This window comes from Microbacterium sp. BG28 (assembly GCF_034044005.1).
Lineage (GTDB): Bacteria > Actinomycetota > Actinomycetes > Actinomycetales > Microbacteriaceae > Microbacterium.
Window position 1 is genome coordinate 14,655 of sequence record NZ_JAXCHA010000003.1, and the last position, 22,159, is coordinate 36,813.

Here is a 22,159-nt window from a genome sequence, read left to right on the forward strand (position 1 = left end):
GAGATGATCGGGGCAAGGAGGTGAGCGGGATGGACGAGAACGAGATCGACGACGAGGCGCCGGTGTTCGCGATCGCGACGGCCGCGGAACTCGCCGGCATGCACCCGCAGACCCTGCGTCAGTACGACCGGCTGGGACTGGTCGTGCCGGGACGTACGAAGGGCGGCTCGCGCCGGTACTCGGTGCGTCACATCGAACAGCTGCGCGAGGTGTCGCGCCTGTCGGCGGACGGCATGAGCCTACCCGCCATCGCCCGCATCATCGAGCTCGAGAACCGCGTGCGAGAGCTTCACGGCCGCGTGCGCGACCTGGAGAACGCGATGCGCGCTGAGCTCGATCGCCGGCCAGGGGCGCGCGTGTTCGCCGCCGGCCCCTCGGGCTCCGTGGTCCCGCTGCGCTCGGGTACGCGCGTGCGTCGCTCCACCGAGATCGTGGTCTGGCGACCCCGGCGCGAACTTCCTCCCGCGGACTGATTCCGCGCCTGCGTGGATTTGACCCGCGGGGAAGCGCGGTGCAACGCTGACTGTTAACCGACGACAGTGAGGTGCTCGTGTCCGATCTCCGCCCCCTTGCGATGGGTGACCAGATAGCCCATCGCCTTCGCGTCGAGATCATCAAGGGGATCATCCCCGCCGACACGCACCTTGCCGAGGATGCCCTCGCCACACGTTTCGACGTCAGCCGCGGTCCGGTGCGCGATGCCCTGCGGCACCTGGAGGCGGAGGGTCTGGTCGAGGACCGCCGCAAGCGCATTTACACCCGCGCGGTCGGCATGACCGACATCGAAGAGCTGTACATGCTGCGCGAGGTGCTGGAGTCCCTTGCGATCCGGCTCGCCATCGCCAACGCCAGCTCGAAGGACTGGGACCGCGTGCAGGCGATCGTCGATGATATGGCTGCGGCCGCCGAGAGCGACGACGGCGAGCGCTTCGCGGATGCGGATATGCAGTTCCACACGAGCTTCTACGTCAACGCGCGCAACCGCCGGCTGATGGAGGCGTGGCGCCCGTATCAGCGCATCTTCGCCATCCTGTTCGAGCTCAGCGACACGAGCGACATCGCCTCGGCAACCGCCGATCATCAGGGCTTTCTCGATGTCATCCGCACCGGCGACGCCGATGCCGCCGTCAAGCGACTGCACCTGCACCTGACCCTCGCCAAGGGCCACGTGCGCGACGCTCTGCGCAGCCTGCCCGACGCCGCTCACTGACGCCTTCGTCGTCGATGCCCGCTCGGGGGGCATTTGACACGGCCCACCTACTGTCCTATGTTGACTGTTAACAGAAAACAGATCGTTCAACGGTGACCGGTCGCTCCGCCTGGAGCAGCCCTGACCCGTTTCGAGGAGGGGCTCCCAGATGGCAGGACACGATTCGACCGCACCGGTGGGTGCAGGTCGCACCGTCATCGTCGGACCGGTCCGCTATCCGGCCCTGTGCGCCTCCGGCCGTGCGCTGCTTCTCGAGCACGGCTTCACGCTCGTCGAGAACGAGTCCACCGTGCCGTGGACCGCTGAGGAACTGCACGCACGCATCGCGGATGCGGATGCCGCCGTCGCCGGCGTCGAGGTCTACGACGCCGACGCTCTCGACCGCGCCGGCCGGCTGCAGATCATCTCCCGCCTCGGCGTGGGACTCGACAACATCGACCTCGACGCAGCCCGAGCGCGCGACATCCGCGTCGTGAACGTCCCCGGCGGCAACGCCGCGGCGGTCGCCGAACTGGCGATCGGTTTCATGCTGGCGCTGCTGCGCCGCATCCCCGAGCTCGACGCCGCGACGAAGAACGGTCGTTGGGATCGCTACGTCGGCCGCGAGCTCGCGGGAAAGAGCATCGGCCTCATCGGCTTCGGCGCCATCGCGCAGACCGTCGCCCGTCGCCTCGCCGGCTTCGAGGTCGACCTCGTGGCCTTCGACCCGTTCGCCGACCGCCAGGCGGCCGAGCGTCTGGGTGTGCGCATCGTCGACCGCGTCACGGATGTCGTGCGCGACGTCGACATCGTCTCGGTGCACGCTCCGCACACGCCCGACACCCACCACACCGTCGACGATGAGCTGATCGCCGCGATGCGTCCCGGCACCCTCCTCATCAACACGAGCCGCGGCGGCCTGGTCGACGAGGCGGCGCTGGTGCGCGGACTCGCGTCCGGCCGCATCGGCGGGGTAGGACTGGACGTGTTCGAGGTGGAGCCCGTCGCCGCGGACAACCCCCTCTTCTCCTTCGCCAACGTCGTCGTCGCCCCCCACGCCGCCGCCGACAGTGCGGAGGCGTACGAGCGCATCGGCCTCGCGACCGCGCAAGCCATCGTCGACGTCTTCGCGGGCCGCGTGCCCGCCGCCCTCGCTTTCTGACCCGAACCCCACGCACCACCCACCTCCTGAAAGGAACAACGATGTTCACGACACGCAGACCCCGTCGGCTGGTCATCGGTATCGCCGCCGGCGCCGTCGCGGCCCTGGGCCTCACTGCCTGCGCCAGCGGCACAGGCGACGCGGGCGACTCCGCCGACGTCTCCGAGATCACGGTCGTCGCCGCAAACAGCCCCTGGGTCGAAGGTCTGAAGACCCTCGGCACCCAGTACGAGCAGGAGACCGGCGTCAAGGTCAACATCGAGGCCTACGGCAACGAGCAGCTCAACGACAACTACAAGGTCAAGCTCAACGCACAGTCCGCCGACTTCGACGTCATGGCCTTCCAGGTGCAGGACGTCATGCGCGAGTTCTCGCGCAACGGCTGGCTCACCGACATGACCGAGCAGGTCGAGAGCGACGCCGACTGGAACTGGGAGGACTTCCAGTCCGCCGCCCGTGACGCGGTGGAGCTCGACGGGGTCGTCTACGGCGTTCCCGTCATGACCGAGCGCCAGATCGTCTACTACCGCACCGATCTACTCGAGGCCGCCGGCATCCCCGTGCCCAAGACGCTCGACGAGCTGAAGTCGGCCGCCGCCGCCCTCAACGACCCGGATAACGGGATGTACGGAATCGCCATGCGCGGCTCCCGCGTGCCGCTGGTCACGCAGCTGTCGTCGTTCCTCTACAGCTTCGGCGGCGACTTCCAGGACAAGGACGGCAACGCCAGCGTCGACACCCCGGCGGCGAAGAACGCCTACGAGTTCTACGGCGACCTCCTGCGCCAGTCGGGCCCTCCCGGAGCCACCAACATGGGCTGGGTCGAGGCATCCGCCCTCTTCGCTCAGGGCAAGGCGGCGTTCTACATCGACGCCGACAGCCAGGCCTACACCTTCCTGGACGCCGACAACAGCGCCGTCGTCGACACGGTCGGCTTCGCGCAGTTCCCCGAGGGACCCGCCGGCTCGAAGTTCTACAACATCGTGCCGCAGACCGTCGGCATCAACGCCTTCTCGAAGAAGAAGGAGGCCGCGTGGGAGTTCATCAAGTGGGTGACCAACGAGGAGAACACCAAGTGGCTGCTGGCCAACGAGACGGTTCCCGGCGCGCGTGAGTCGGCCTGGAACGACGCGGAGGCCACCGCATCCTTCCCCGCCGGTCTCGTCGAGATCATCCAGAACGTGGGCGACCACGGCGTCGGCCACGACCGTCCGCAGCTCGAGCAGGTCGCCGCGGCCCGCGAGATCGTCGGCGGTCCCGCCATCACCGCGATCGAGGGAGGCGACGTCGCAGACGCCGCCAAGACCGCGAACACCCAGTTCCAGGAACTGCTCGACTCCGAGAAGTGATCTCACGGCCCCGGGCGGCGCTCGCCGCCCGGGGCCACCCCGGACCAAGGAGGCTCCGTGTCCTCGCTCACCGCGCGCAGGTCGACGTTCGGCAACCGCGCACTCAACTGGATCGACGCTCGTCTGAAGTGGATCCTGATCGTCCCGTCGGTGCTGTTCATCGCGCTGCTGATCGCCTTCCCGATCGGGTACACGGTCTTTCTCTCCCTCACCGACTCCGCGGGCGCCGTCACCCGGCCCTTCTCGTTCGTCGGCCTCGACAACTACGTCACCTGGCTCAGCGACACCGACCGGTTCTGGCCGGCCGTCGGACGTACCGCCTACTTCACGATCCTGGCGCTGGGCATCGAGCTCATCCTGGGCCTGGCGATCGCGCTCCTGCTGCGTAAGACCTTCCGTGGCCAAGGCCTGGTGCGCGTGTTCATCCTGCTGCCGCTCGTGGCGACGCCCGTCGCCGTCGGCATGATGTGGCTGCTGATCTTCGAGCCGTCCATCGGCTTCGCCAACAGCGTCATGCAGTTCCTCGGCCTTCCGCGCCAAGGATGGCTGAGCGACCCCTCGACCGCGTTGAACACCCTCATCTTCATCGACGTCTGGCAGTGGACGCCGATGGTCATCCTGATCCTCCTCGCCGGCCTGTCGACCCTGCCGGAAGAGCCTGACGAGGCGGCGCGGGTGGATGGCGCCAACGCATGGCAGCGCTTCCGTCACATCACCCTGCCGCTGCTCGCACCCGTGATCGGCGCGGCCGCCATCCTCCGCTCCATCGATGCGATGAAGACCTTCGACATCATCTACGCCACCAAGGGCATCGGCGGCGGCTCGAGCCATGAGGCCGAGACGCTCAACATCCTCGCCTACGGCCAAGCGTTCCAGTTCTCGCAGTACGGCAAGGCATCGGCGCTGCTGATCCTCTTCTTCCTGCTGATCGTGGTGGTGCTGCTGGCCCTCGCGATCCTTCGCAAGAAAGGAACCCGGGTATGAGTGAGACCCGCGCCCTCGTCCAGCCCGTCGGCCGTCGCGGCCTTCGCGCTGCCGCCCCGAAGCGCCGCCCCCGCCGTCCGATCGACATCGCCGGCCAGACCGCGCGCGTCGTCGGAATCGTCCTCGTCGTGCTCGCCTTCCTCGTGCCGCTCGTATGGATGCTGCTCGCCAGCTTCAAGCGCAACCTCGACGTCGTGAACCCGGACAAGATGTTCGCGTTCGAGCCGACGCTCAAGAACTACGAGACCGTCTTCACCGTGCAGAACTTCCTGCCGGTCATCGGCAACAGCCTGCTCGTCGGCGTCGGGGCGACCCTGCTCGCGCTCGTGATCGGCGTACCGGCGGCCTATGGCATCGCCCGGTACAAGGTGCGCAGCACGACCGGCTTCCTGCTGATGGCGCGTGTGATCCCCGGTGTCAGCCTGCTCATCCCGTGGTACTTCCTCTTCTCGCAGGTGCAGCTCGTCGGCAGCTACACGGTGCTGATCCTGACGCACCTGTTCGTGACGATGCCGCTCGTGGTGGCCATCATGTCGAGCTTCTTCGACGGCATCCCGACGGAGCTGGAGGAGGCCGCGCAGATCGACGGCTCGAGCAAGATCGGCGCCTTCGTCCGCGTCGTGCTCCCCCTGTCGCTGCCCGGCATCGCGACGGCGTCGATCCTGTCGTTCATCTTCAGCTGGAACAACTTCCTGTTCGCCCTGGTGCTCTCCAGCCAGTCCACCCGCACACTGCCCGTCGCGATCGTGAACTTCACGAGCTACGCGTCCGTCGACTGGGGCGGGCTCATGGCCGCCGCAGTGGTCATCACCGTGCCGGTCATGATCGTCGCGCTGTTCGCGCAGCGCTACGTCGTCAGCGGTCTGACCGCCGGCGCGACCAAGGGCTGAGATGGGCGAGGCATCACGCACCGCCTGGGTCGTCGGCGGCGGAACCGGCATCGGCCGCGCCGCGGCCCAGGCGCTCGCCCGCGACGGCTTCCACGTCGTCGTCTCGGGCCGCCGGGCGGCGGAGCTGGACGCGACCCTCGACGCGGTGCATCGCAGCGGCGGTGCCGCATCCGCACTCGTGCTCGACGTCACCGATAACGCCGCCGTCCAGGATGCGGCCGCGCGTCTCACCGCGGCCCATGGCCGCATCGACACCCTGGTCTACTGCGCGGGCACGAACGTCGCCCGCCGGTTCTGGGACCAGGTGTCGGCGACCGACATCGCGCACGTCATGGACGTGAATCTCCAGGGCGCGGTGCGCGCGGTCCACGCGGTCCTGCCCGGGATGCGGGCGGCCGGCGCGGGGCTCGTCGTGCTGGTCTCCTCCTGGGCCGCGTGGCGCCACTCGCCCGGCGCGGGCGCCGCCTACGCGATGAGCAAGACCTCGCTCGGCGTGATGGCGGAGACGCTCAACGCGCAGGAGAGGCTGCACGGCATCCGTGCCACGCACCTCTGCCCCGGCGAGGTGGCCACCGACATCCTCGACACCCGACCCAGCCCGCCCTCCGCCGAGGCGCGCGCGCTCATGCTCGCGCCCGATGACGTGGGCGACGCCGTCGCCTGGATCGCCCGTCAGCCCGCGCGCGTCTGCGTGAACGAGCTGGTCCTGACTCCCACCGCCAACACCTCCTACGCGTGAGCGGCTCGCTCCGCATCCTCTCGAAAGGCATCGACATGACCCGTCGCGACATCGTGACCGCCATCCCCACCAGCTTCCACGCCGACGGCTCGCTGGATCTCGACGGCAGCCGCTCGATCTTCCGGTACGTCGGCGAGTCCGGCAACGAGGGCGCCTTCGTGCTGGGCACCACGGGCGAGTTCCCCGCGGTCGACGACGACGAGTTCGCGCAGCTCATCAGCGCTGCGGTCGAGGAGCTCGCGGGACGCATGCGCGTCATCGCCCACGTCGGCCAGCCGAGCGCCTACGAGGCCGTGCGCCGCGTGAAGATCGCGAAGGATGCGGGCGTCACCGAGTTCGCCGCTCTCACGCCCTACTACCTGCCCGCCGCCGAGTCGGCGGTGTACGACTACTTCGTGCAGGTCGCTGCGGCGGTCGGCGACGGCGCCCTCTACGTCTACATCTATCCGCGACGCAGCGGCATCACGGTGAGCCCGGAGCTGCTGGCGCGCCTCGCCGAGCTTCCCGCGGTGGTGGGGGCCAAGGTCAGCGAACTCAGCCTCGACGAGCTCGCCGCCTACCGCCAGGTCGTGCCGGACGACTTCATCCTCTACACCGGTGCCGACAAGGACCTCGTGGCCGCCGGTGAGGTCGGCGCGCAGGGCGTCGTCTCCGGCGTGTCCTCGGTGCTGCCGAAGCCTTTCCGGGCCCTCGCCGCCGCGGCGGACACGGGCGATGCGCAGAAGATCGCCGACGCGCAGGCGGCCGTCGACGACATCGTCGCGGTCATCGGCGGGGACATGGCCCGGATGAAGGCCGCCTACCGGTCGATGGGTGTCGCCGACGGCACCTGCCGCATGGCTCTCGTGCAGCCGGACGAGGCGGCGCTCGCCGACATCGAGCGCGTCATCGCGACGTACCGCTGACCCCGCCATGGCTTCGTCGATCGCCGTGCTCGGCAGCGCCAACATGGACCTCGTCGTCCGCGTCGCGGCCGCGGTGCGTCCGGGCGAGACCGTCAGAGGCTCGTCGTTCGCGACGGGACCGGGCGGGAAGGGGCTGAACCAGGCCGTCGCCGCCGCGCGCGCCGGGGCGAGCGTCTGCTTCCTCGGCGCGGTCGGCGCGGACGAGTTCGGTGGGCGCCTGCGCGGCTTCCTCCTCGCGCAGGGGATCGACGTATCCGGGCTCGTGCCGAGCCCGGAGCCCACCGGGATCGCCGCCATCACGGTCACCGACGACGGCGAGAACGCCATCGTCGTCGTCGCGGGCGCGAACGCGGGCGACCGGCTGTCCGACTCGGACCGGGCCGCCATCGCCGGCGCCGGCCACCTCGTCGTCCAGTTGGAGCGGCCGGTCGCGCTGGTCCTGGAGGCGATGCGCTGGGCGCGCGGACACGGGGTGACGACGGTGCTGACGCCGGCCCCCGTGCCCGGTTCCCACGTCGACGAGCTCGTCTCGCTGAGCGACGTCCTTCTGGTCAACGAGCACGAGGCCGCCGCGCTGAGCGGTGAGGCGGATGCGGCGGACGCTGCCCGCATGCTCAGCCGTGCCGCCCGGACGGTCGTCGTGACCCTCGGTGCCGAGGGCGCGCTGGTCGCGCAGCGCGGCGACGTCACAGCCGCCGTGGCCGCGCGTCCCGTCGCCGCCGTCGACACCACCGGCGCGGGCGATACGTTCGCCGGGGTGCTGATCGCCTGGCTCGCCGCCGGCGCCACACTCCACTCCTCACTCGAGGCCGCATCCGCCGCGGCCGCTCTCACCGTCACCCGTCCGGGGGCCGCGGCGTCGATGCCGCAGCGCGCCGACATCCTCACCGCTCTGCAAGGAGATCGATCATGACCTACACCCTCCCCACTGCTCCCGCCGCTCTCGTGGCGCCGCCGCGCACCGCGTACCTGATCTCGTCGGGCGACCTCCGTGAGTCGGCGAACGTCGCCGGCTGGCCCGCGCAGGTCGAGCTGGAGGCCGCCGTGACGCGCGTGCTCGGCGAGCTCGGCTGGAGCGTGGTCAGGGCCAACGACATCGATCCCGCGACCGGGCACGGATTCATCTCGAGCCAGCGCATGGGCATGGAGGTCTTCAAGAGCATCCCCGCCGAGGCGCCGCTCATCGTCGCCGAAGCGGTGTGGCAGTACTCGCACCACGTGCTCGCGGGGCTGCGCACCCACCGCGGTCCGATCCTCACGGTCGCGAACTTCGCCGGCGAATGGCCGGGCCTCGTGGGTCTGCTGGGGCTGAACGCGGGCCTCACGAAGATGGGCACGCCCTACGCCACGATCTGGTCGGTCGACTTCGCGGACGACTGGTTCCGCGACGGGCTGCTCGAGTGGACGCGCACCGGCCGCATCACGCACGACACCTCCCACGTGCGGGCGCTGCCGACGCTGCCCGAGAGCCCGGAGCGGGAGCTCGGCGAGGCGATCGGTCGACAGCTGCGCGAGGAGAAGGCCATCATCGGCGTCTTCGACGAGGGCTGCATGGGCATGTACAACGCGATCTTCGACGACGAGCTGCTGAACCCGACCGGCATCTACAAGGAGCGCTTGTCTCAGTCCGCGCTCTACGCCGAGATGCTCGCCGTCACGGATGCGGACGCCGATGCCGCGTTCGACTGGCTGATCGAGCGGGGGATGACGTTCCGCTTCGGCGAGGACCCGGCCACCGAGCTCACCCGCGAGCAGGTCCAGTGGCAGCTGAAGATGTATATCGCCGCGCTGCGCATCGCGGACGACTTCGGTCTGGATGCGGTCGGCATCCAGTACCAGCAGGGCCTGAAGGACCTCGTGCCCGCATCCGATCTCGCCGAGGGCATCCTCAACACGAGCGAGCGGCCGCCGGTGTTCTCTCGCGACGGACGGCGTGAACTGCACGCGGGCCGGGCGCTGCCGCACTTCAACGAGGCCGACGAGGGTGTCGCGGTCGACGCGCTCGTGACCGATCGCGTGTGGCGCGCCATGGGGCTCGTGCCCGACAACACGCTGCACGATGTGCGGTGGGGCGAGGAGTTCGACGGCGAGTTCGTGTGGGTCTACGAGATCTCGGGGTCGGTTCCCGCATCTCATCTCGGCGGCTGGGACAAGGCCGAGGGCTGGCGACAGGGACACGTCTTCTTCCCCGCGGGCGGCGCGACGATCAACGGCGTGAGCAAGCCGGGCGAGCTCGTCGTCTCGCGCGTGTTCATCGCCGACGGGGTGCTGCAGGCCGACATCTTCCGCGCGAGCGCGGTGGAGCTGCCCGAGGCGGAGACGCGCCGTCGCAAGGAGGCGACGAACCCCGAGTGGCCCATCGCCCACGTCGTGCTGCACGGCATCGGCCGCGACCAGTTCATGGCCCGTCACAAGGCGAACCACGCCCAGGTCGTCTACGCGCCGGATGCCGACACGGCCGACCGTGCCCTCATCGCGAAGGCCGCGGCCTTCGATGCGATGGGCATCCGGGTCAACCTGGTCGGCGACGTCGCGGTGTGAGGAGGCCGGGTGCGCTCTAGAGTGCAGGTGTGCACGGGGATGGGCAGCAGCGCGGCGCGGGAGTGAACCCGCGCGGTGAGACCGCGGCGACGGCGCGGTGGGAGCGGATGACCTACTGGCCGCTGACGATCGCGGCGCTCGTGTTCATCCTCACCCAGACGGTGCACGTCATCGCCGACGTGTCGGGCGTCGCCGAGATCATCACCTCGTCGATCCTCTCGATCATCTGGGTGATGTTCATCGTCGACTACCTCGCACGCCTCGCGATGTCGCGACCGAAGGGCCGATGGTTCCGGACGCACCTGTTCGACCTCGCGGTGGCGCTGCTGCCGATCCTCCGGCCGGTGCGCCTGCTCGGCGCGCTCACCCGCATCGCCTCGTTCACCCGCACCGCGGCCAGCTCGCTGCGGGCGCGGATGCTCGTATACGGCATCGCGGCGGCGCTGCTGCTGATCTGGACCGCGGCGCTGGCCGTGCTGGAGGTCGAGCGCCACGCGGCGGACAGCAACATCCGCAGCTTCGGGGATGCGGTGTGGTGGGCGTTCTGCACCGTGACGACCGTGGGGTACGGCGACTTCACCCCGGTCACGGTGCCGGGACGGGTCGTCGCGGTCGCGCTCATGGTGGGCGGTGTGGTGCTCGTGGGGCTCATCGTGGCGACGTTCTCGTCGTGGGTCATGGAGCGGGTCACCCGACGTCACCAGGAGCAGCTGCCTGCCACGCGGGCCGATGTCGCACGGCTCGAGCAGGAGCTCGCCGCAGCCCGCGCGGCGCTCGCCGCCGCGGAGAAGTCCACGCCCTGAGCGAAATCCGACCGCGGGCGGATGCGGGGTGTCGGAAGTCGGGCCTAACCTGTGCACGGCGTGTGAACCGCGCTCCGCCTGGGGAGGCACCGTGCTCGTAAAACTCCTGGTGCGCTATCTCGCGCCCTATCGCTGGTGGCTGCTGGCTCTGCTGGTCTTCCAGTTCGCCTCCGCCATGGCATCGCTCTATCTGCCGCGACTGAACGCCGACATCATCGACAAGGGCGTCGCCCGAGGCGACACCGGCTACATCTGGTCGACCGGCACGATCATGCTGGTGATCTCTCTCGGGCAGATCACCGCATCCGTCATCGCGACCTTCTTCGCCGCCCGTGCCGCGATGTCGGCCGGCCGCGACATCCGTCGTGACGTGTTCCAGAAGGTCAGCGGCTTCTCCGAGCGCGAGGTGTCGCAGTTCGGCCCGGGCTCGCTCATCACCCGCAACACGAACGACGTCCAGCAGGTGCAGATGCTCGCGATGATGGGCTCCACGATGCTCGTCACCGCACCCCTGTTGGCCATAGGCGGCATCGTGATGGCGGTGCAGCAGGATGTGGGGCTGAGCTGGCTGATCGCCGTGGCGGTGCCCGCGCTGCTTCTCGTGGCGGGGCTCATCATCGCCCGCATGGTGCCGTTGTTCCGGCAGTTCCAGAAGAAGCTCGACGCCGTCAACCGTGTCATGCGCGAGCAGCTGACCGGCGTGCGCGTGGTGCGTGCGTTCGTGCGCGAGTCGATCGAGGCCGAGCGCTTCCGCCTCGCCAACACCGACATCATGGTCATCGGACGCAAGGTCGGATCGCTCTTCGTCCTCCTCTTCCCGCTCGCGATGCTCGTGCTCAACGTCACGGTCGTCGGAGTGATCTGGTTCGGCGGCCGTCAGATCGACGCCGGCGGCGTCGAGGTCGGAACGCTCTTCGCCTTCATGCAGTACGTCGGGCAGATCCTCATGGGCGTGCTCATGGCGAGCTTCATGACGATCATGATCCCGCGCGCCGCGGTGTCGGCCGAGCGCATCGGCGAGGTGCTCGACGCCGAGGGAGGCCTCGCCCGCCCGACGCGACCCGTCACGGTCTTCCCCGCGCCCGGCGCCCTCGAGCTCGACGACGTGTCGTTCAGCTACCCCGGCGCGCACGCCCCCGTGCTTCAGGGCATCTCGTTCCGCGCTGAGCGGGGTGAGACGGTCGCCATCGTCGGCTCGACCGGCTCCGGCAAGTCCACGCTCGTCTCGCTCATCCCGAGACTGTTCGACGTGACGGGCGGTGCCGTGCGGGTTGCCGGCGTCGATGTGCGCGAGGCCGATCTCGATGTGCTGTGGAAGGGCATCGGCCTCGTGCCGCAACGTCCTTTCCTGTTCACCGGAACCGTCGCGTCCAACCTCCGCTTCGGTCGCGAGGATGCGAGCGACGACGAGCTGTGGGAGGCGCTCGAGATCGCCCAGGCGAGGGATTTCGTGTCCGAGATGTCCGGCGGCCTCGAGGCGACCATCGCGCAGGGCGGCACGAACGTCTCGGGCGGCCAGCGTCAGCGCCTTGCGATCGCGCGGGCGATCGTGCACCGCCCCGACCTGTTCGTGTTCGACGACTCCTTCTCCGCGCTCGACCTGCGCACCGACGCGAGGCTTCGACAAGCGCTCTGGGAACGCCTGCCCGACGTCACCAAGATCGTCGTCGCGCAGCGGATCTCGACCGTCACGGGCGCCGACCGCATCGTCGTGCTCGACGGCGGTCGCATGGTGGGTGTGGGCACTCATGAGGAGTTGCTCGCCGACAACGACACGTACCGCGAGATCGTCGAATCGCAGCTGGGGGTGGACGCATGAGCACGCCCGACGCACTGACAGAAGAAGAGCGCCTCGAACTGGAGCTCGCCGAGCAGGCGCGCCAGAACTCGGGCAGCTGGGACTCCGTCGCACCCGGCAAGGCCGCGAACTTCAGAAAGTCGTTCCTGCGGCTCGTCGGGTTGCTGAAGCCCCATGCCGTCGCCTTCACGCTCGTCTCCCTGGCGGGTGCCGCGGGCGTCGTGCTGGCCGTCATCGCCCCGCGGGTGCTCGGCGAAGCGACCAACGTCATCTTCGAGGGCGTCGTCTCGGCCGGCCTGGGCGGTCAGTTCCCCGCGGGCACCTCGCAGGCCGATGTGGTCGCGGCTCTGCAGGCGGCGGGGCAGGGAGACATCGCCAACATCGTGGGCGCGATGCCGAACTTCGCCGTGGGCGCCGGCATCGACTTCGAGCGACTGCGGGTGGTCACCATGGCCGCTCTGGCGATCTACATCGCATCCGCCGTACTCACCTGGTTCCAGGGCTACGTCATCAACGTGATCATGGTGCGCACGATGTGGCGTCTGCGCGAATCCGTCGAGGCGAAGATCAACCGTCTGCCGCTGTCGTACTTCGACCGCGTGCAGCGCGGTGAGCTCATCTCCCGCGTCACGAACGACATCGACAACATCACACAAACGATGCAGCAGTCGCTCTCCACTGTGGTGACGTCGGTTCTGACGGTCGTCGGCGTGCTCGTGATGATGTTCTCCATCTCCTGGCAGCTCGCCCTCGTCGCGCTCGTCTCGCTGCCGCTCATGGCGGTCATCTTCGGCGTGATCGGGCCGAAGTCGCAGAAGTCCTTCGCGCTGCAGTGGCGGAAGGTCGGCAGGCTCAACGCCCGCGTCGAGGAGTCCTTCTCGGGCCACGCGCTCGTCAAGGTCTACGGCCGCGAGGCGGATGCGCGCGAGAAGTTCCAGGCCGAGAACGAGGAACTGTACCGCGCGAGCTTCCGGGCGCAGTTCCTCTCGGGCATCATCATGCCGGGCATGATGTTCGTGGGAAACCTCACCTACGTGGGCATCGCGGTGCTCGGCGCCCTGATGGTGGCATCGGGACAGCTGCGTCTCGGCGACGTGCAGGCCTTCATCCAGTACTCCCAGCAGTTCACGCAGCCGCTGTCGGAGCTGGGCGGGATGGCTGCCGTCATCCAGTCGGGCACCGCATCCGCGGAGCGTGTGTTCGATCTGCTCGACGCCGAAGAGCAGGAGCCGGACTCCGACGACGCTCCCGCGCCCGCCGGTGGCCGAGGTGTCATCCAGTTCCAGAACGTCGCCTTCTCCTACTCGCCCGACAAGCCCCTCATCACCGACCTGTCGTTCCGGGTGGAGCCGGGACAGACGGTGGCGATCGTCGGGCCCACCGGCGCCGGCAAGACCACGCTGGTCAACCTGATCATGCGCTTCTACGAGCTCGACGGCGGCCGCATCCTCCTCGACGGGCAGGACATCGCCGAACTCACCCGTGACGATGTGCGCTCGCGCACCGGCATGGTGCTGCAGGATCCGTGGCTGTTCGCGGGATCCATCCGGGAGAACATCCGCTACGGTCGCGCGAACGCCACTGACGAAGAGGTGGTCGAGGCCGCCGTCGCGACCCGCGTGGATCCGTTCGTGCAGACCCTCCCCGACGGGTACGACACGGTGCTCGATGAGGATGCGGCGAACGTCTCGGCAGGAGAGAAGCAGCTCATCACGATCGCCCGCGCGTTCGTCGCCCGCCCCGAGGTGCTCATCCTCGACGAGGCCACCAGCTCGGTCGACACCCGTACCGAGCTACTGCTGCAGCATGCGATGGCGGCGCTGCGCGAGGGGCGCACCTCGTTCGTGATCGCGCACCGGCTCTCGACGATCCGCGACGCGGATCTCATCCTCGTGATGGAGCACGGCGACATCGTCGAACAGGGCACGCATGAGCAGCTCATCGCCGCTGAGGGCGCGTACTGGCGTCTGTACCGCTCGCAGTTCGAGCAGGCGGCCGCCGAGCTGGTCGAAGAGCCCCCCGCGGCGCCGGAAGCGACGACGGATGCGGCGGCCGAAGCCGTCAACGCGGAGGAGGTCCCCTCCGCCCCGGTTCCGCCGACGGCGCCGCCCGCCCCGGGCGTGCCCTCGAACTGAGCCCAGCCGCCCGGTCCGTCGTGACCGGGCGGCTAGGCCGGGTCGATGCGCAGGATGTCGGGTGACTCGCCGATCGGCAGGTCATCGACCGCTCGCAGCGTGCGGGCGAGGGCGTCCACGGCGGGGACAGCGGTCTTCACGCGCTCGCGGTCGCCGAAGACCGCGGTCAGCGTGACGAGGTGGGTGCCGATGTCCCACGTGTAGGTCGCGAACGGCGGTGCCTTGGGGTTCGACGGCAGGTCCATGAGCAGACGCTCGCCCGTACCGAGGTGCGGATTGCGGAAGTCCTCGGTGTCGTCGTACTCCATCGGCATCATGGCGCGAGCGGTGCGCAACTGCGGCGTCGCCTCCTGCACCTGCGCGAGCACGACGACGAGTGCGGGGTCAGCGCGCCACATCCACGCCAGGACGCGTCCCGCGGCACGCCTCATGAGCAACGGCGTCGCCTGGCTCACGAGCCAGGCCGCGAAGCCGCTGCCGGTGCGCTGCTCGGTGCCCGCGGCGAGCGAGCCCTGTGCCATCAGCATCCGCAGCGCCTTCTTGCGGTGGCGACGCCCGCGCAACCCCAACGACTCGGTGACGGCAACCCACTGGGCCCCATCGGCGTCGGCCTGCAATCGCATCATGACAACCAGAGTAGGCGGGGTGCCTCGGTGGCGCTCGGGACGGCTCCGGTAGACTCGGCATGCCTGCGCACCCCGCAAACGACCCCCTAGAGAGGCAGCCACCACACGTGACTACCCCCTCGACGCCCGATGTCCCCGAACCGGCGCCGGATACCGAACGCCCCCTCACGATCGTCATGGGCTGCGACACGTTCGCGCCCGACGTGAACGGGGCCGCGCGTTTCGCCGAGCGCCTCGCCGCCGGTCTCACGAGCCGCGGCCATGACGTGCATGTCGTCGCCCCCGGACTCAAGTACCGCACCTACCCGCCGGCGACCGAGATCATCGAGGGCGTGCCGGTCACGGTGCACCGCCTGCCCGCTGTGCGCTGGAAGCCGCACGACTGGCTCCGCTTCGTCTGGCCGTGGCGCTCCAAGCACTACGCCAGGCAGGTGCTCGACAGCGTGAAGCCCGACGTCGTGCACATCCAGTCCCACATCGTGATCGGTCGCGGGCTCGCACGCGAGGCGCGAAAGCGGGGCATCCCGGTCGTCGCCACCAACCACGTCATGGCCGAGAACATCCTCGACTTCACGACGCTGCCGCCCGTGCTCGACAAGGTGTTCGTCAAGCTCGCGTGGGACGATGCGTCGCGCACCTTCGACATCGCTCGTGCTGTCACGACTCCCACGCGCCGCGCGGCCGATTTCCTCGAGGCGACGATCGACATCCACGGCGTGATCCCGATCAGCTGCGGTATCGACGCGTCGGGTTACACGGCGGATCTGTCGCCGCGCGACGGGAACCGCATCCTGTTCGTCGGACGCCTCACCACCGAGAAGCACGTCGACACGCTGCTGCAGGCCGTGACCAAGCTCGACCCGGCCCTCAATGCCACCGTCGAGATCGTCGGCGGCGGCGATCAGCGCAGGTCGCTGGACGCTCTCGTGCAGCAACTCGGGCTGGCCGATCGTGTGACGTTCCACGGTCGTGTGGAGGAGGAGGAGCTGCGCCGCATCCTCACCCGTGCGTCCGTCTTCGCGATGCCCTCGATCGCCGAACTGCAGTCCATCGCCACGATGGAGGCGATGGCCTCGGGTCTTCCCGTCGTGGCCGCCGACGCGCTCGCGCTGCCGCACCTCGTGCACGACGGTGAGAACGGCTGGCTCTTCCGGCCGCAGAACGCCGACGACCTCGCAGACAAGCTCACGCGGGTGCTCACCGCATCGCCCGAGGACTATCGCGCGATGCAGGAGGCCTCGCTGAAGGGCGTCGAGATCCACGACATCGCGCGCACCCTCGACACCTTCGAGAAGCTGTACCGGGGCCAGTCGGTCGCATCGTGACGGCCGGCGCGCCGCTTCGGCTGTTCTTCGACGCGCGGTACATCCGCACGGACTTCCACGACGGCATCAGCCGCTACTCCGCAGAGCTCGCGGCCGCGGTGTCGGCGGGCGCGGCGGATGCGGGAGTCGAGGTCACCTTCCTCGTGCACGACGCGCGGCAGATCGCGCTGCTCCCTGAGGCGGCGCAGACCCTCGCGATCCATGCGCCGACCTCGTGGCGTGAGCCGTTCGCCGCCCGGATCCTCAACCGCTTCGCGCCCGATGTCGTCTTCTCCCCGATGCAGACGATCGGCACGGGCGGACGCCGCTTCCGTGTCATCCTCACGCTGCACGACACGATCTACTACCGCCACCGCACGCCGCCGAAGGATCTGCCCGCTGCCGTGCGGCTCGGGTGGCGACTGTTCCACCTCAGTTACCTTCCGCAGCGGCTAACGCTCAACGCGGCGGATGTGGTCGCCACGGTCAGTGAGACGAGCAAGCGGCAGTTCGCGGGCGTGAACCTCACCTCGCGCCCGGTCGTCGTGATCCCCAACGCGCCGCAGCGCCTGGCCGACCGGCTCGACGGCGCTGCGGTCGACGCCAGCGGGCCCGTGCGCAACGTCGTGTACATGGGCTCGTTCATGCCGTACAAGAACGTGGCGAACCTCGTGCGCGCGATGGCGGGGCTGCCCGGGCGCACCCTGCACCTGCTCAGTCGCATCTCGACCGAGCGCCGCGCCGAGCTCGAGGCGATCACGCCCGACGGCGCCGACATCGTGTTCCACAACGGCGTGAGCGACGAGGCGTACGCGCGCCTGCTCGCCGACCGTGCGGTGCTGGCGACCACCAGCCTCGACGAGGGGTACGGCCTGCCGATCGCCGAGGCGCTGGAGCTGGGCGTTCCCGCGGTCGTCACCGACCTCGAGATCTTCCGCGAGGTGGCCGGAGACGGCGCCCTGTACGTCGATCCGCACGACTCGCGGGCGTTCGCCGCGGCCGTCGCGAAGCTGGACGATCCCGACGTGCGCGCCGCGACCATCGCTGCCGGACGGGAGCACGTGGCGCGGTTCTCCTGGGAGCGCTCGGCCCGCATCCTGCTCGACACGGTGCGCGCGATGACCCCGCATCCCCGCGCCGGGCGCGACTGACCCGCATCCGCCGGCCCCGCCTCCTGCGCGCGGCGTCTCCTGCGCGCGGCGGCTCGTGCCGTACGGGCTTCGTTGCGTTCCATGTTCGAGGGACGCGACATGCGGTGTTCCGGGCGTTGGGGCCGCAACTCGGGTCCCCCGAACGGGTGGGAGCGGGCGGCGGCTGATGCGGAGTCACGCCGGGGCGTGAGAACCCGCGTGTTCGGGGGACGTGATGTGCGGCGTTTCGGGCGTCGGGACCGCAGTACGGGTCCCTTGAACGGATGCGGCGGGTCTCGCTTCGTGTTCGGGGGACGCGATGTGCGGCGTTTCGGGCGTCGCGGTCGCAACGCGGGTCCCTCGAACGCGGGTCGAGGGCGCAACGCGGGTCGAGGGGGTCGCGGGCGCCTCGCGGGTCGAGGGGGCCGCGGGGGCGACGGGGGCGACGGGGTCGTCGCGGTCGGGGAGGCGGCTCCAGTCGGTGCGCACCGGACCGTAACCGTCTCGCGCGACGGCGATGACGGTGGCGGCGACAGCCACGATCGAGAGGATGCCGAGGACGATGAGTGCGATCATGGCAGAAAAGCTACGTGTTGTGCGATCGCGCCACGACTGGCAGGATTGCCCATAAGCGCGTTAATCCTGCCAACCCGGAGAGTCCATGAGAACCGTTGCCGTCGTCGTCCAGCACGGGTTCACCCCGTTCGAGTTCGGTCTGGCGTGCGAGGCGTTCGGCATCGATCGCACCGACGACGGCATTCCGATGTTCGACTTCCGCGTCTGCGCCATCGAGCCGGGCGCGATCATGTCGAACCTCGGCTTCTCGATCAATGTCGAGCATGACCTCACCTTCGCCGACGAGGCCGACCTCGTCGTGGTCACTCCCGTTCCGCGCGACACGTGGGGCACGATCGACGCGCGGCTCGCCGACGTGCTGCGTCGCGCCGAGCGTCGCGACGCGTGGTTGCTGAGCGTGTGCAGCGGCTCATTCGTGCTCGCCGCATCCGGTGTGCTCGACGGGCGCCGTGCCACGACGCACTGGAAGTACACCGACCGTATGGCCGAGCTGCACCCGAGCCTCGACATCGACCCGGACGTGCTCTACGTGCAGGACGGCAAGGTCATCACGAGCGCAGGGACGGCGGCGGGGCTGGATGCGTGCCTGCACCTGCTTCGGCAGGAGCTCGGTGCAGAGGCGACCAACACGATCGCGCGCCGCATGGTCGTGGCCCCGCAGCGAGAGGGCGGGCAGGCGCAGTTCATCTCGCGACCGCTCGCGCAGACGGCGTCGCTTTCGCTCGCGCCGGTGACGGAGTGGATGGTGCAGAACCTGCGCCAGGAGCTCTCGGTCGAGCAGTTGGCGGCCAAGGCACACATGTCGCCGCGCACGTTCGCACGGCGGTTCAAGGCCGACCTCGGCACCACGCCGGCATCCTGGCTCGCCCGCCAGCGGGTGCTGCACGCGCAGCGGCTGCTCGAGCAGACGGACTACGGACTGGATCGGATCGCCGCGGAGTGCGGGTTCGGCTCCGCGGCCGTGCTGCGGCAGAACTTCACGCGCGTGCTGTCGACGACGCCGACCGCCTATCGCGCCCGGTTCGCCTGTCCGGTAGATGAGGTGGTCGCCGCCGTCGCGTGACCGTCAGCACCTCTGGTGCCGCGGGGCGCGCGGTGCTAAACTTGAGCCTGTGAGACTCAAGTTTGAGTCCCGGAGATTTCAGGAGAACACATGAACGCCACGCAACAGCCCGGGCAGGAGGAGTCGCAAAGCGCCCTCGAGCAGTTCGGCATCAACCTCACCGAGCGCGCCCGCCAGGGCAAGCTCGACCCCGTGATCGGTCGCGACAGCGAGATCCGGCGCGTCAGCCAGGTGCTGACCCGCCGCACCAAGAACAATCCCGTCCTCATCGGCGAGCCCGGCGTCGGAAAGACCGCCGTGGTCGAGGGACTCGCGCAGCGCATCGTCGCGGGCGACGTCGCCGAGAGCCTCAAGAACAAGGAACTCGTCTCCCTCGACATCTCCGCGCTCGTCGCCGGCGCCATGTACCGCGGCCAGTTCGAAGAGCGCCTCAAGAGCGTGCTCAAGGAGATCACCGAGTCCGACGGGCGCATCATCACGTTCATCGACGAACTGCACGTGCTCATGGGTGCGGGCGGCGGCGAGGGCTCGGTGGCCGCATCCAACATGCTCAAGCCCATGCTCGCGCGCGGTGAGCTGCGCCTCATCGGCGCGACGACCCTCGACGAGTACCGCGAGTTCATCGAGAAGGATGCGGCCCTCGAGCGCCGGTTCCAGCAGGTCTACGTGGGCGAGCCCACGGTCGAGGACACCGTCGCGATCCTGCGCGGACTCAAGGAGCGCTACGAGGCCCACCACAAAGTGGCCATCGCGGACGGCGCGCTGGTCGCGGCTGCCGCGCTGTCGAACCGCTACATCCCGTCGCGGCAGCTGCCCGACAAGGCGATCGACCTGATCGACGAGGCCGCCTCGCGCCTTCGCATGGAGATCGACTCCGCACCGCTGGAGATCGATGAGCTGCGTCGCCACGTCGACCGCCTGAAGCTGGAGGAGCTGGCACTCAAGAAGGAGAAGGACGCGGCCTCGAAGGAGCGCCTCGAAAAGCTCCGGGAGGATCTCCGCGTCGAGCAGGAGCGCCTCAGCGGACTGCAGGCGCGGTGGGAGAACGAGCGCGCGTCGCTCAACCGCGTCGGCGAGCTCAAGACCCGACTGGATGCGGCGCGCATCGACGCCGAGCGCGCGCAGCGCGAGGGCAACCTCGAGCGCGCGTCCCGGCTGCTGTACGCCGAGATCCCCGCGCTGGAGCGCGAGCTCGGTGTGGCCGAACAGGCCGAGTCGACCGGCGACAGGATGGTGAACGATCAGGTCACCGACGAGGACATCGCCTCGGTGATCGCGGCGTGGACCGGCATCCCGGTGGGGCGCCTGCTGCAGGGTGAGAGCGAGAAGCTTGTGCATCTGGAGGCGGAGCTGGGCAAGCGCCTGATCGGTCAGAAGGAGGCCGTGAAGGCGGTCTCGGATGCGGTGCGCCGCTCGCGTGCGGGCATCAGTGACCCGAACCGGCCCACAGGCTCGTTCCTGTTCCTCGGCCCCACGGGCGTCGGCAAGACCGAGCTCGCGAAGGCGCTCGCGGAGTTCCTCTTCGACGACGAGCACGCCATGGTGCGCATCGACATGTCGGAGTACGGCGAGAAGCACTCGGTCTCGCGCCTCGTCGGCGCACCTCCCGGCTACATCGGTTACGAGCAGGGCGGTCAGCTGACCGAGGCCGTGCGTCGTCGTCCCTATTCGGTCGTGCTGCTCGACGAGGTCGAGAAGGCGCATCCGGAGGTCTTCGACGTGCTGCTGCAGGTCATGGACGACGGGCGTCTCACCGACGGACAGGGGCGCACGGTCGACTTCCGCAACGTCATCCTGATCCTCACCTCGAACCTCGGTTCACCGATCCTCATCGACCCGATGCTGACGCTCGAGCAGAAGCGCGAGCAGGTGCAGGTGCTGTTGCGGCAGGCGTTCCGGCCCGAGTTCCTCAACCGTCTCGACGACATCGTGATGTTCCAGGCGCTGAGCCAGGACGACCTCGCACAGATCGTGGAGCTGTCGGTGGATGCGCTGCAGCGCCGGCTGAAGGACCGCCGGCTCACGCTCGCGGTCACCCCGGACGCCCGCGCCTGGCTCGCCGAGCGCGGCTACGACCCGGTGTTCGGCGCTCGGCCGCTGCGCCGGCTCATCCAGTCCGAGATCCAGGACCGCCTGGCGATGGCGATCCTCTCGGGCGGCGTGCACGACGGCGACGTCGTGCGGGTGGATGTGGCCGCCGACGGCTCGCAGCTCGTGCTGACGAGCGCGGGCTCGGCCGCATCCGAGTCCGCTCCGGGCGATGACGACGTCATCGAGGCCGAGCTGCTCGACGACTGAGCACGAGAGAGGCCCCGCATCCCGACGGATGCGGGGCCTCTCTCGTGCTCAGAGGATGCCGGCGAAGGCCCAGACGCCCGTGACGATGAGGGTCGCGATCGTGGTCCACATCGTGATGGCGATGGCCTGCCACACCAGGATCCGACCTTTGGTGACACCGGCACCGGCGAGCATCGCGGAGGTGAGCTGCGTCGGAAGAAGCAGCGGCCCGAGCAGGCTCACGCCCGGAACGCCGTAGCGCACGAAGGCGCGCTGGAACTTCTCGCGCCGCGGCGAGGTCTCGGTGACCTGACCGCCGGCGGTGGCGACGCGCCCGGAGGTCACGGCGGATCGAACGCCCGCCCCCACCAGCACCACGATCGCCACGCAGACGAAGTTGCCGACGGCGGCGGCGACGGCGGCGACGATCGGGTGGATGCCGCCAACGATGCCGATGACGGCCGCGCCCTCGCCCTCGACGAACGGGACGGCGCCGGCCAGGGCGACGATCAGCGGCTGCACCACATCGGGAACGGTGGCGAGGAGGCTCTGGAATCCTGCGATGAGATCGTGCATGTCGGCTCCGTCGGGGATGGCGTGCTCGGTCGGGGGAACATCTCCATCCCACCGAGCGCGGCCCGTCGCCGGCAGTGCCGCCGCGTCACCTCCGCCGGGGAGGAAAGGGCGG

20 protein-coding genes are annotated in these 22,159 nt (G+C 69.4%); 17 read left to right on the forward strand and 3 right to left on the reverse strand.

Annotated elements, in window-relative coordinates:
- The first annotated feature begins 29 nt into the window (after positions 1–29).
- The 13 genes from SK224_RS11190 (at position 30) to SK224_RS11250 (ending at position 14,495) form a co-directional block, all read left to right on the forward strand.
- Positions 30–473 carry a heat shock protein transcriptional repressor HspR gene (locus SK224_RS11190; RefSeq protein ID WP_307320963.1) on the forward strand — a complete coding sequence of 148 codons (444 nt, stop codon included), beginning with the start codon at positions 30–32 and terminating at the stop codon, positions 471–473.
- A 77-nt stretch (positions 474–550) separates the two neighbouring features.
- Positions 551–1,210: a GntR family transcriptional regulator gene (locus SK224_RS11195; RefSeq protein WP_234073982.1), complete on the forward strand. Its 660-nt coding sequence runs from the start codon at positions 551–553 to the stop codon at positions 1,208–1,210.
- Positions 1,211–1,358: 148 nt separating this feature from the next.
- The gene (locus tag SK224_RS11200) at positions 1,359–2,351 is read left to right on the forward strand and encodes a phosphoglycerate dehydrogenase (protein ID WP_320434767.1); all 993 of its coding nucleotides are present in this window, start codon (positions 1,359–1,361) and stop codon (positions 2,349–2,351) included.
- 41 nt (positions 2,352–2,392) lie between these two features.
- Positions 2,393–3,700, forward strand: coding sequence for a sugar ABC transporter substrate-binding protein (locus tag SK224_RS11205; protein WP_320434768.1), 1,308 nt, complete (start codon positions 2,393–2,395; stop codon positions 3,698–3,700).
- Positions 3,701–3,757: 57 nt separating this feature from the next.
- Positions 3,758–4,684 carry a sugar ABC transporter permease gene (locus SK224_RS11210; RefSeq protein WP_320434769.1) on the forward strand — a complete coding sequence of 309 codons (927 nt, stop codon included), beginning with the start codon at positions 3,758–3,760 and terminating at the stop codon, positions 4,682–4,684.
- Positions 4,681–5,574, forward strand: coding sequence for a carbohydrate ABC transporter permease (locus tag SK224_RS11215; protein WP_320434770.1), 894 nt, complete (start codon positions 4,681–4,683; stop codon positions 5,572–5,574). The genes SK224_RS11210 and SK224_RS11215 overlap by 4 nt, the downstream gene beginning before the upstream one ends.
- Position 5,575: 1 nt before the next feature.
- Positions 5,576–6,313: an SDR family oxidoreductase gene (locus SK224_RS11220; RefSeq protein WP_320434771.1), complete on the forward strand. Its 738-nt coding sequence runs from the start codon at positions 5,576–5,578 to the stop codon at positions 6,311–6,313.
- Complete coding sequence (locus tag SK224_RS11225) at positions 6,310–7,218, forward strand: dihydrodipicolinate synthase family protein (protein ID WP_320434772.1); 909 nt, start codon at positions 6,310–6,312, stop codon at positions 7,216–7,218. Before SK224_RS11220 ends, SK224_RS11225 begins: the two co-directional genes overlap by 4 nt.
- 7 nt (positions 7,219–7,225) lie before the next feature.
- Positions 7,226–8,131 (forward strand): ribokinase, encoded by a 906-nt coding sequence (locus SK224_RS11230; RefSeq protein WP_320434773.1) that lies wholly within the window; start codon positions 7,226–7,228, stop codon positions 8,129–8,131.
- Positions 8,128–9,759, forward strand: coding sequence for a fucose isomerase (locus SK224_RS11235; protein ID WP_320434774.1), 1,632 nt, complete (start codon positions 8,128–8,130; stop codon positions 9,757–9,759). The genes SK224_RS11230 and SK224_RS11235 overlap by 4 nt, the downstream gene beginning before the upstream one ends.
- Before the next feature lie 29 nt (positions 9,760–9,788).
- The gene (locus SK224_RS11240) at positions 9,789–10,562 is read left to right on the forward strand and encodes a potassium channel family protein (RefSeq protein ID WP_320434775.1); all 774 of its coding nucleotides are present in this window, start codon (positions 9,789–9,791) and stop codon (positions 10,560–10,562) included.
- 91 nt (positions 10,563–10,653) lie between these two features.
- Positions 10,654–12,381 (forward strand): ABC transporter ATP-binding protein, encoded by a 1,728-nt coding sequence (locus SK224_RS11245; protein WP_320434776.1) that lies wholly within the window; start codon positions 10,654–10,656, stop codon positions 12,379–12,381.
- Entirely contained in the window at positions 12,378–14,495 is a 2,118-nt protein-coding gene (locus SK224_RS11250; protein WP_320434777.1) for an ABC transporter ATP-binding protein, read from the forward strand. The genes SK224_RS11245 and SK224_RS11250 overlap by 4 nt, the downstream gene beginning before the upstream one ends.
- 32 nt (positions 14,496–14,527) lie before the next feature.
- Here the strand turns inward: SK224_RS11250 and SK224_RS11255 are convergent, their stop codons facing one another.
- Positions 14,528–15,121: a hypothetical protein gene (locus SK224_RS11255; RefSeq protein ID WP_320434778.1), complete on the reverse strand. Its 594-nt coding sequence runs from the start codon at positions 15,119–15,121 to the stop codon at positions 14,528–14,530.
- 107 nt (positions 15,122–15,228) lie between these two features.
- On the opposite strand from SK224_RS11255, the gene SK224_RS11260 reads away from it, so the two are divergent.
- Together SK224_RS11260 and SK224_RS11265 are read left to right on the forward strand one after the other, a co-directional pair.
- Positions 15,229–16,446 carry a glycosyltransferase gene (locus SK224_RS11260; protein WP_320434779.1) on the forward strand — a complete coding sequence of 406 codons (1,218 nt, stop codon included), beginning with the start codon at positions 15,229–15,231 and terminating at the stop codon, positions 16,444–16,446.
- Positions 16,443–17,576 carry a glycosyltransferase family 1 protein gene (locus SK224_RS11265; RefSeq protein WP_320434780.1) on the forward strand — a complete coding sequence of 378 codons (1,134 nt, stop codon included), beginning with the start codon at positions 16,443–16,445 and terminating at the stop codon, positions 17,574–17,576. Before SK224_RS11260 ends, SK224_RS11265 begins: the two co-directional genes overlap by 4 nt.
- 174 nt (positions 17,577–17,750) lie before the next feature.
- Here the strand turns inward: SK224_RS11265 and SK224_RS11270 are convergent, their stop codons facing one another.
- Complete coding sequence (locus tag SK224_RS11270) at positions 17,751–18,131, reverse strand: hypothetical protein (protein ID WP_320434781.1); 381 nt, start codon at positions 18,129–18,131, stop codon at positions 17,751–17,753.
- 85 nt (positions 18,132–18,216) lie between these two features.
- Between SK224_RS11270 and SK224_RS11275 the strand changes: the two genes are divergently transcribed.
- Together SK224_RS11275 and SK224_RS11280 are read left to right on the forward strand one after the other, a co-directional pair.
- On the forward strand, positions 18,217–19,194 hold the full coding sequence (locus tag SK224_RS11275; protein WP_320434782.1) for a helix-turn-helix domain-containing protein: 978 nt from the start codon (positions 18,217–18,219) through the stop codon (positions 19,192–19,194).
- Positions 19,195–19,284: 90 nt separating this feature from the next.
- Complete coding sequence (locus SK224_RS11280) at positions 19,285–21,492, forward strand: ATP-dependent Clp protease ATP-binding subunit (RefSeq protein WP_320434783.1); 2,208 nt, start codon at positions 19,285–19,287, stop codon at positions 21,490–21,492.
- Between the two features lie 48 nt (positions 21,493–21,540).
- Here the strand turns inward: SK224_RS11280 and SK224_RS11285 are convergent, their stop codons facing one another.
- Entirely contained in the window at positions 21,541–22,047 is a 507-nt protein-coding gene (locus SK224_RS11285) for a small multidrug efflux protein (protein WP_320434784.1), read from the reverse strand.
- Positions 22,048–22,159 lie beyond the last annotated feature (112 nt).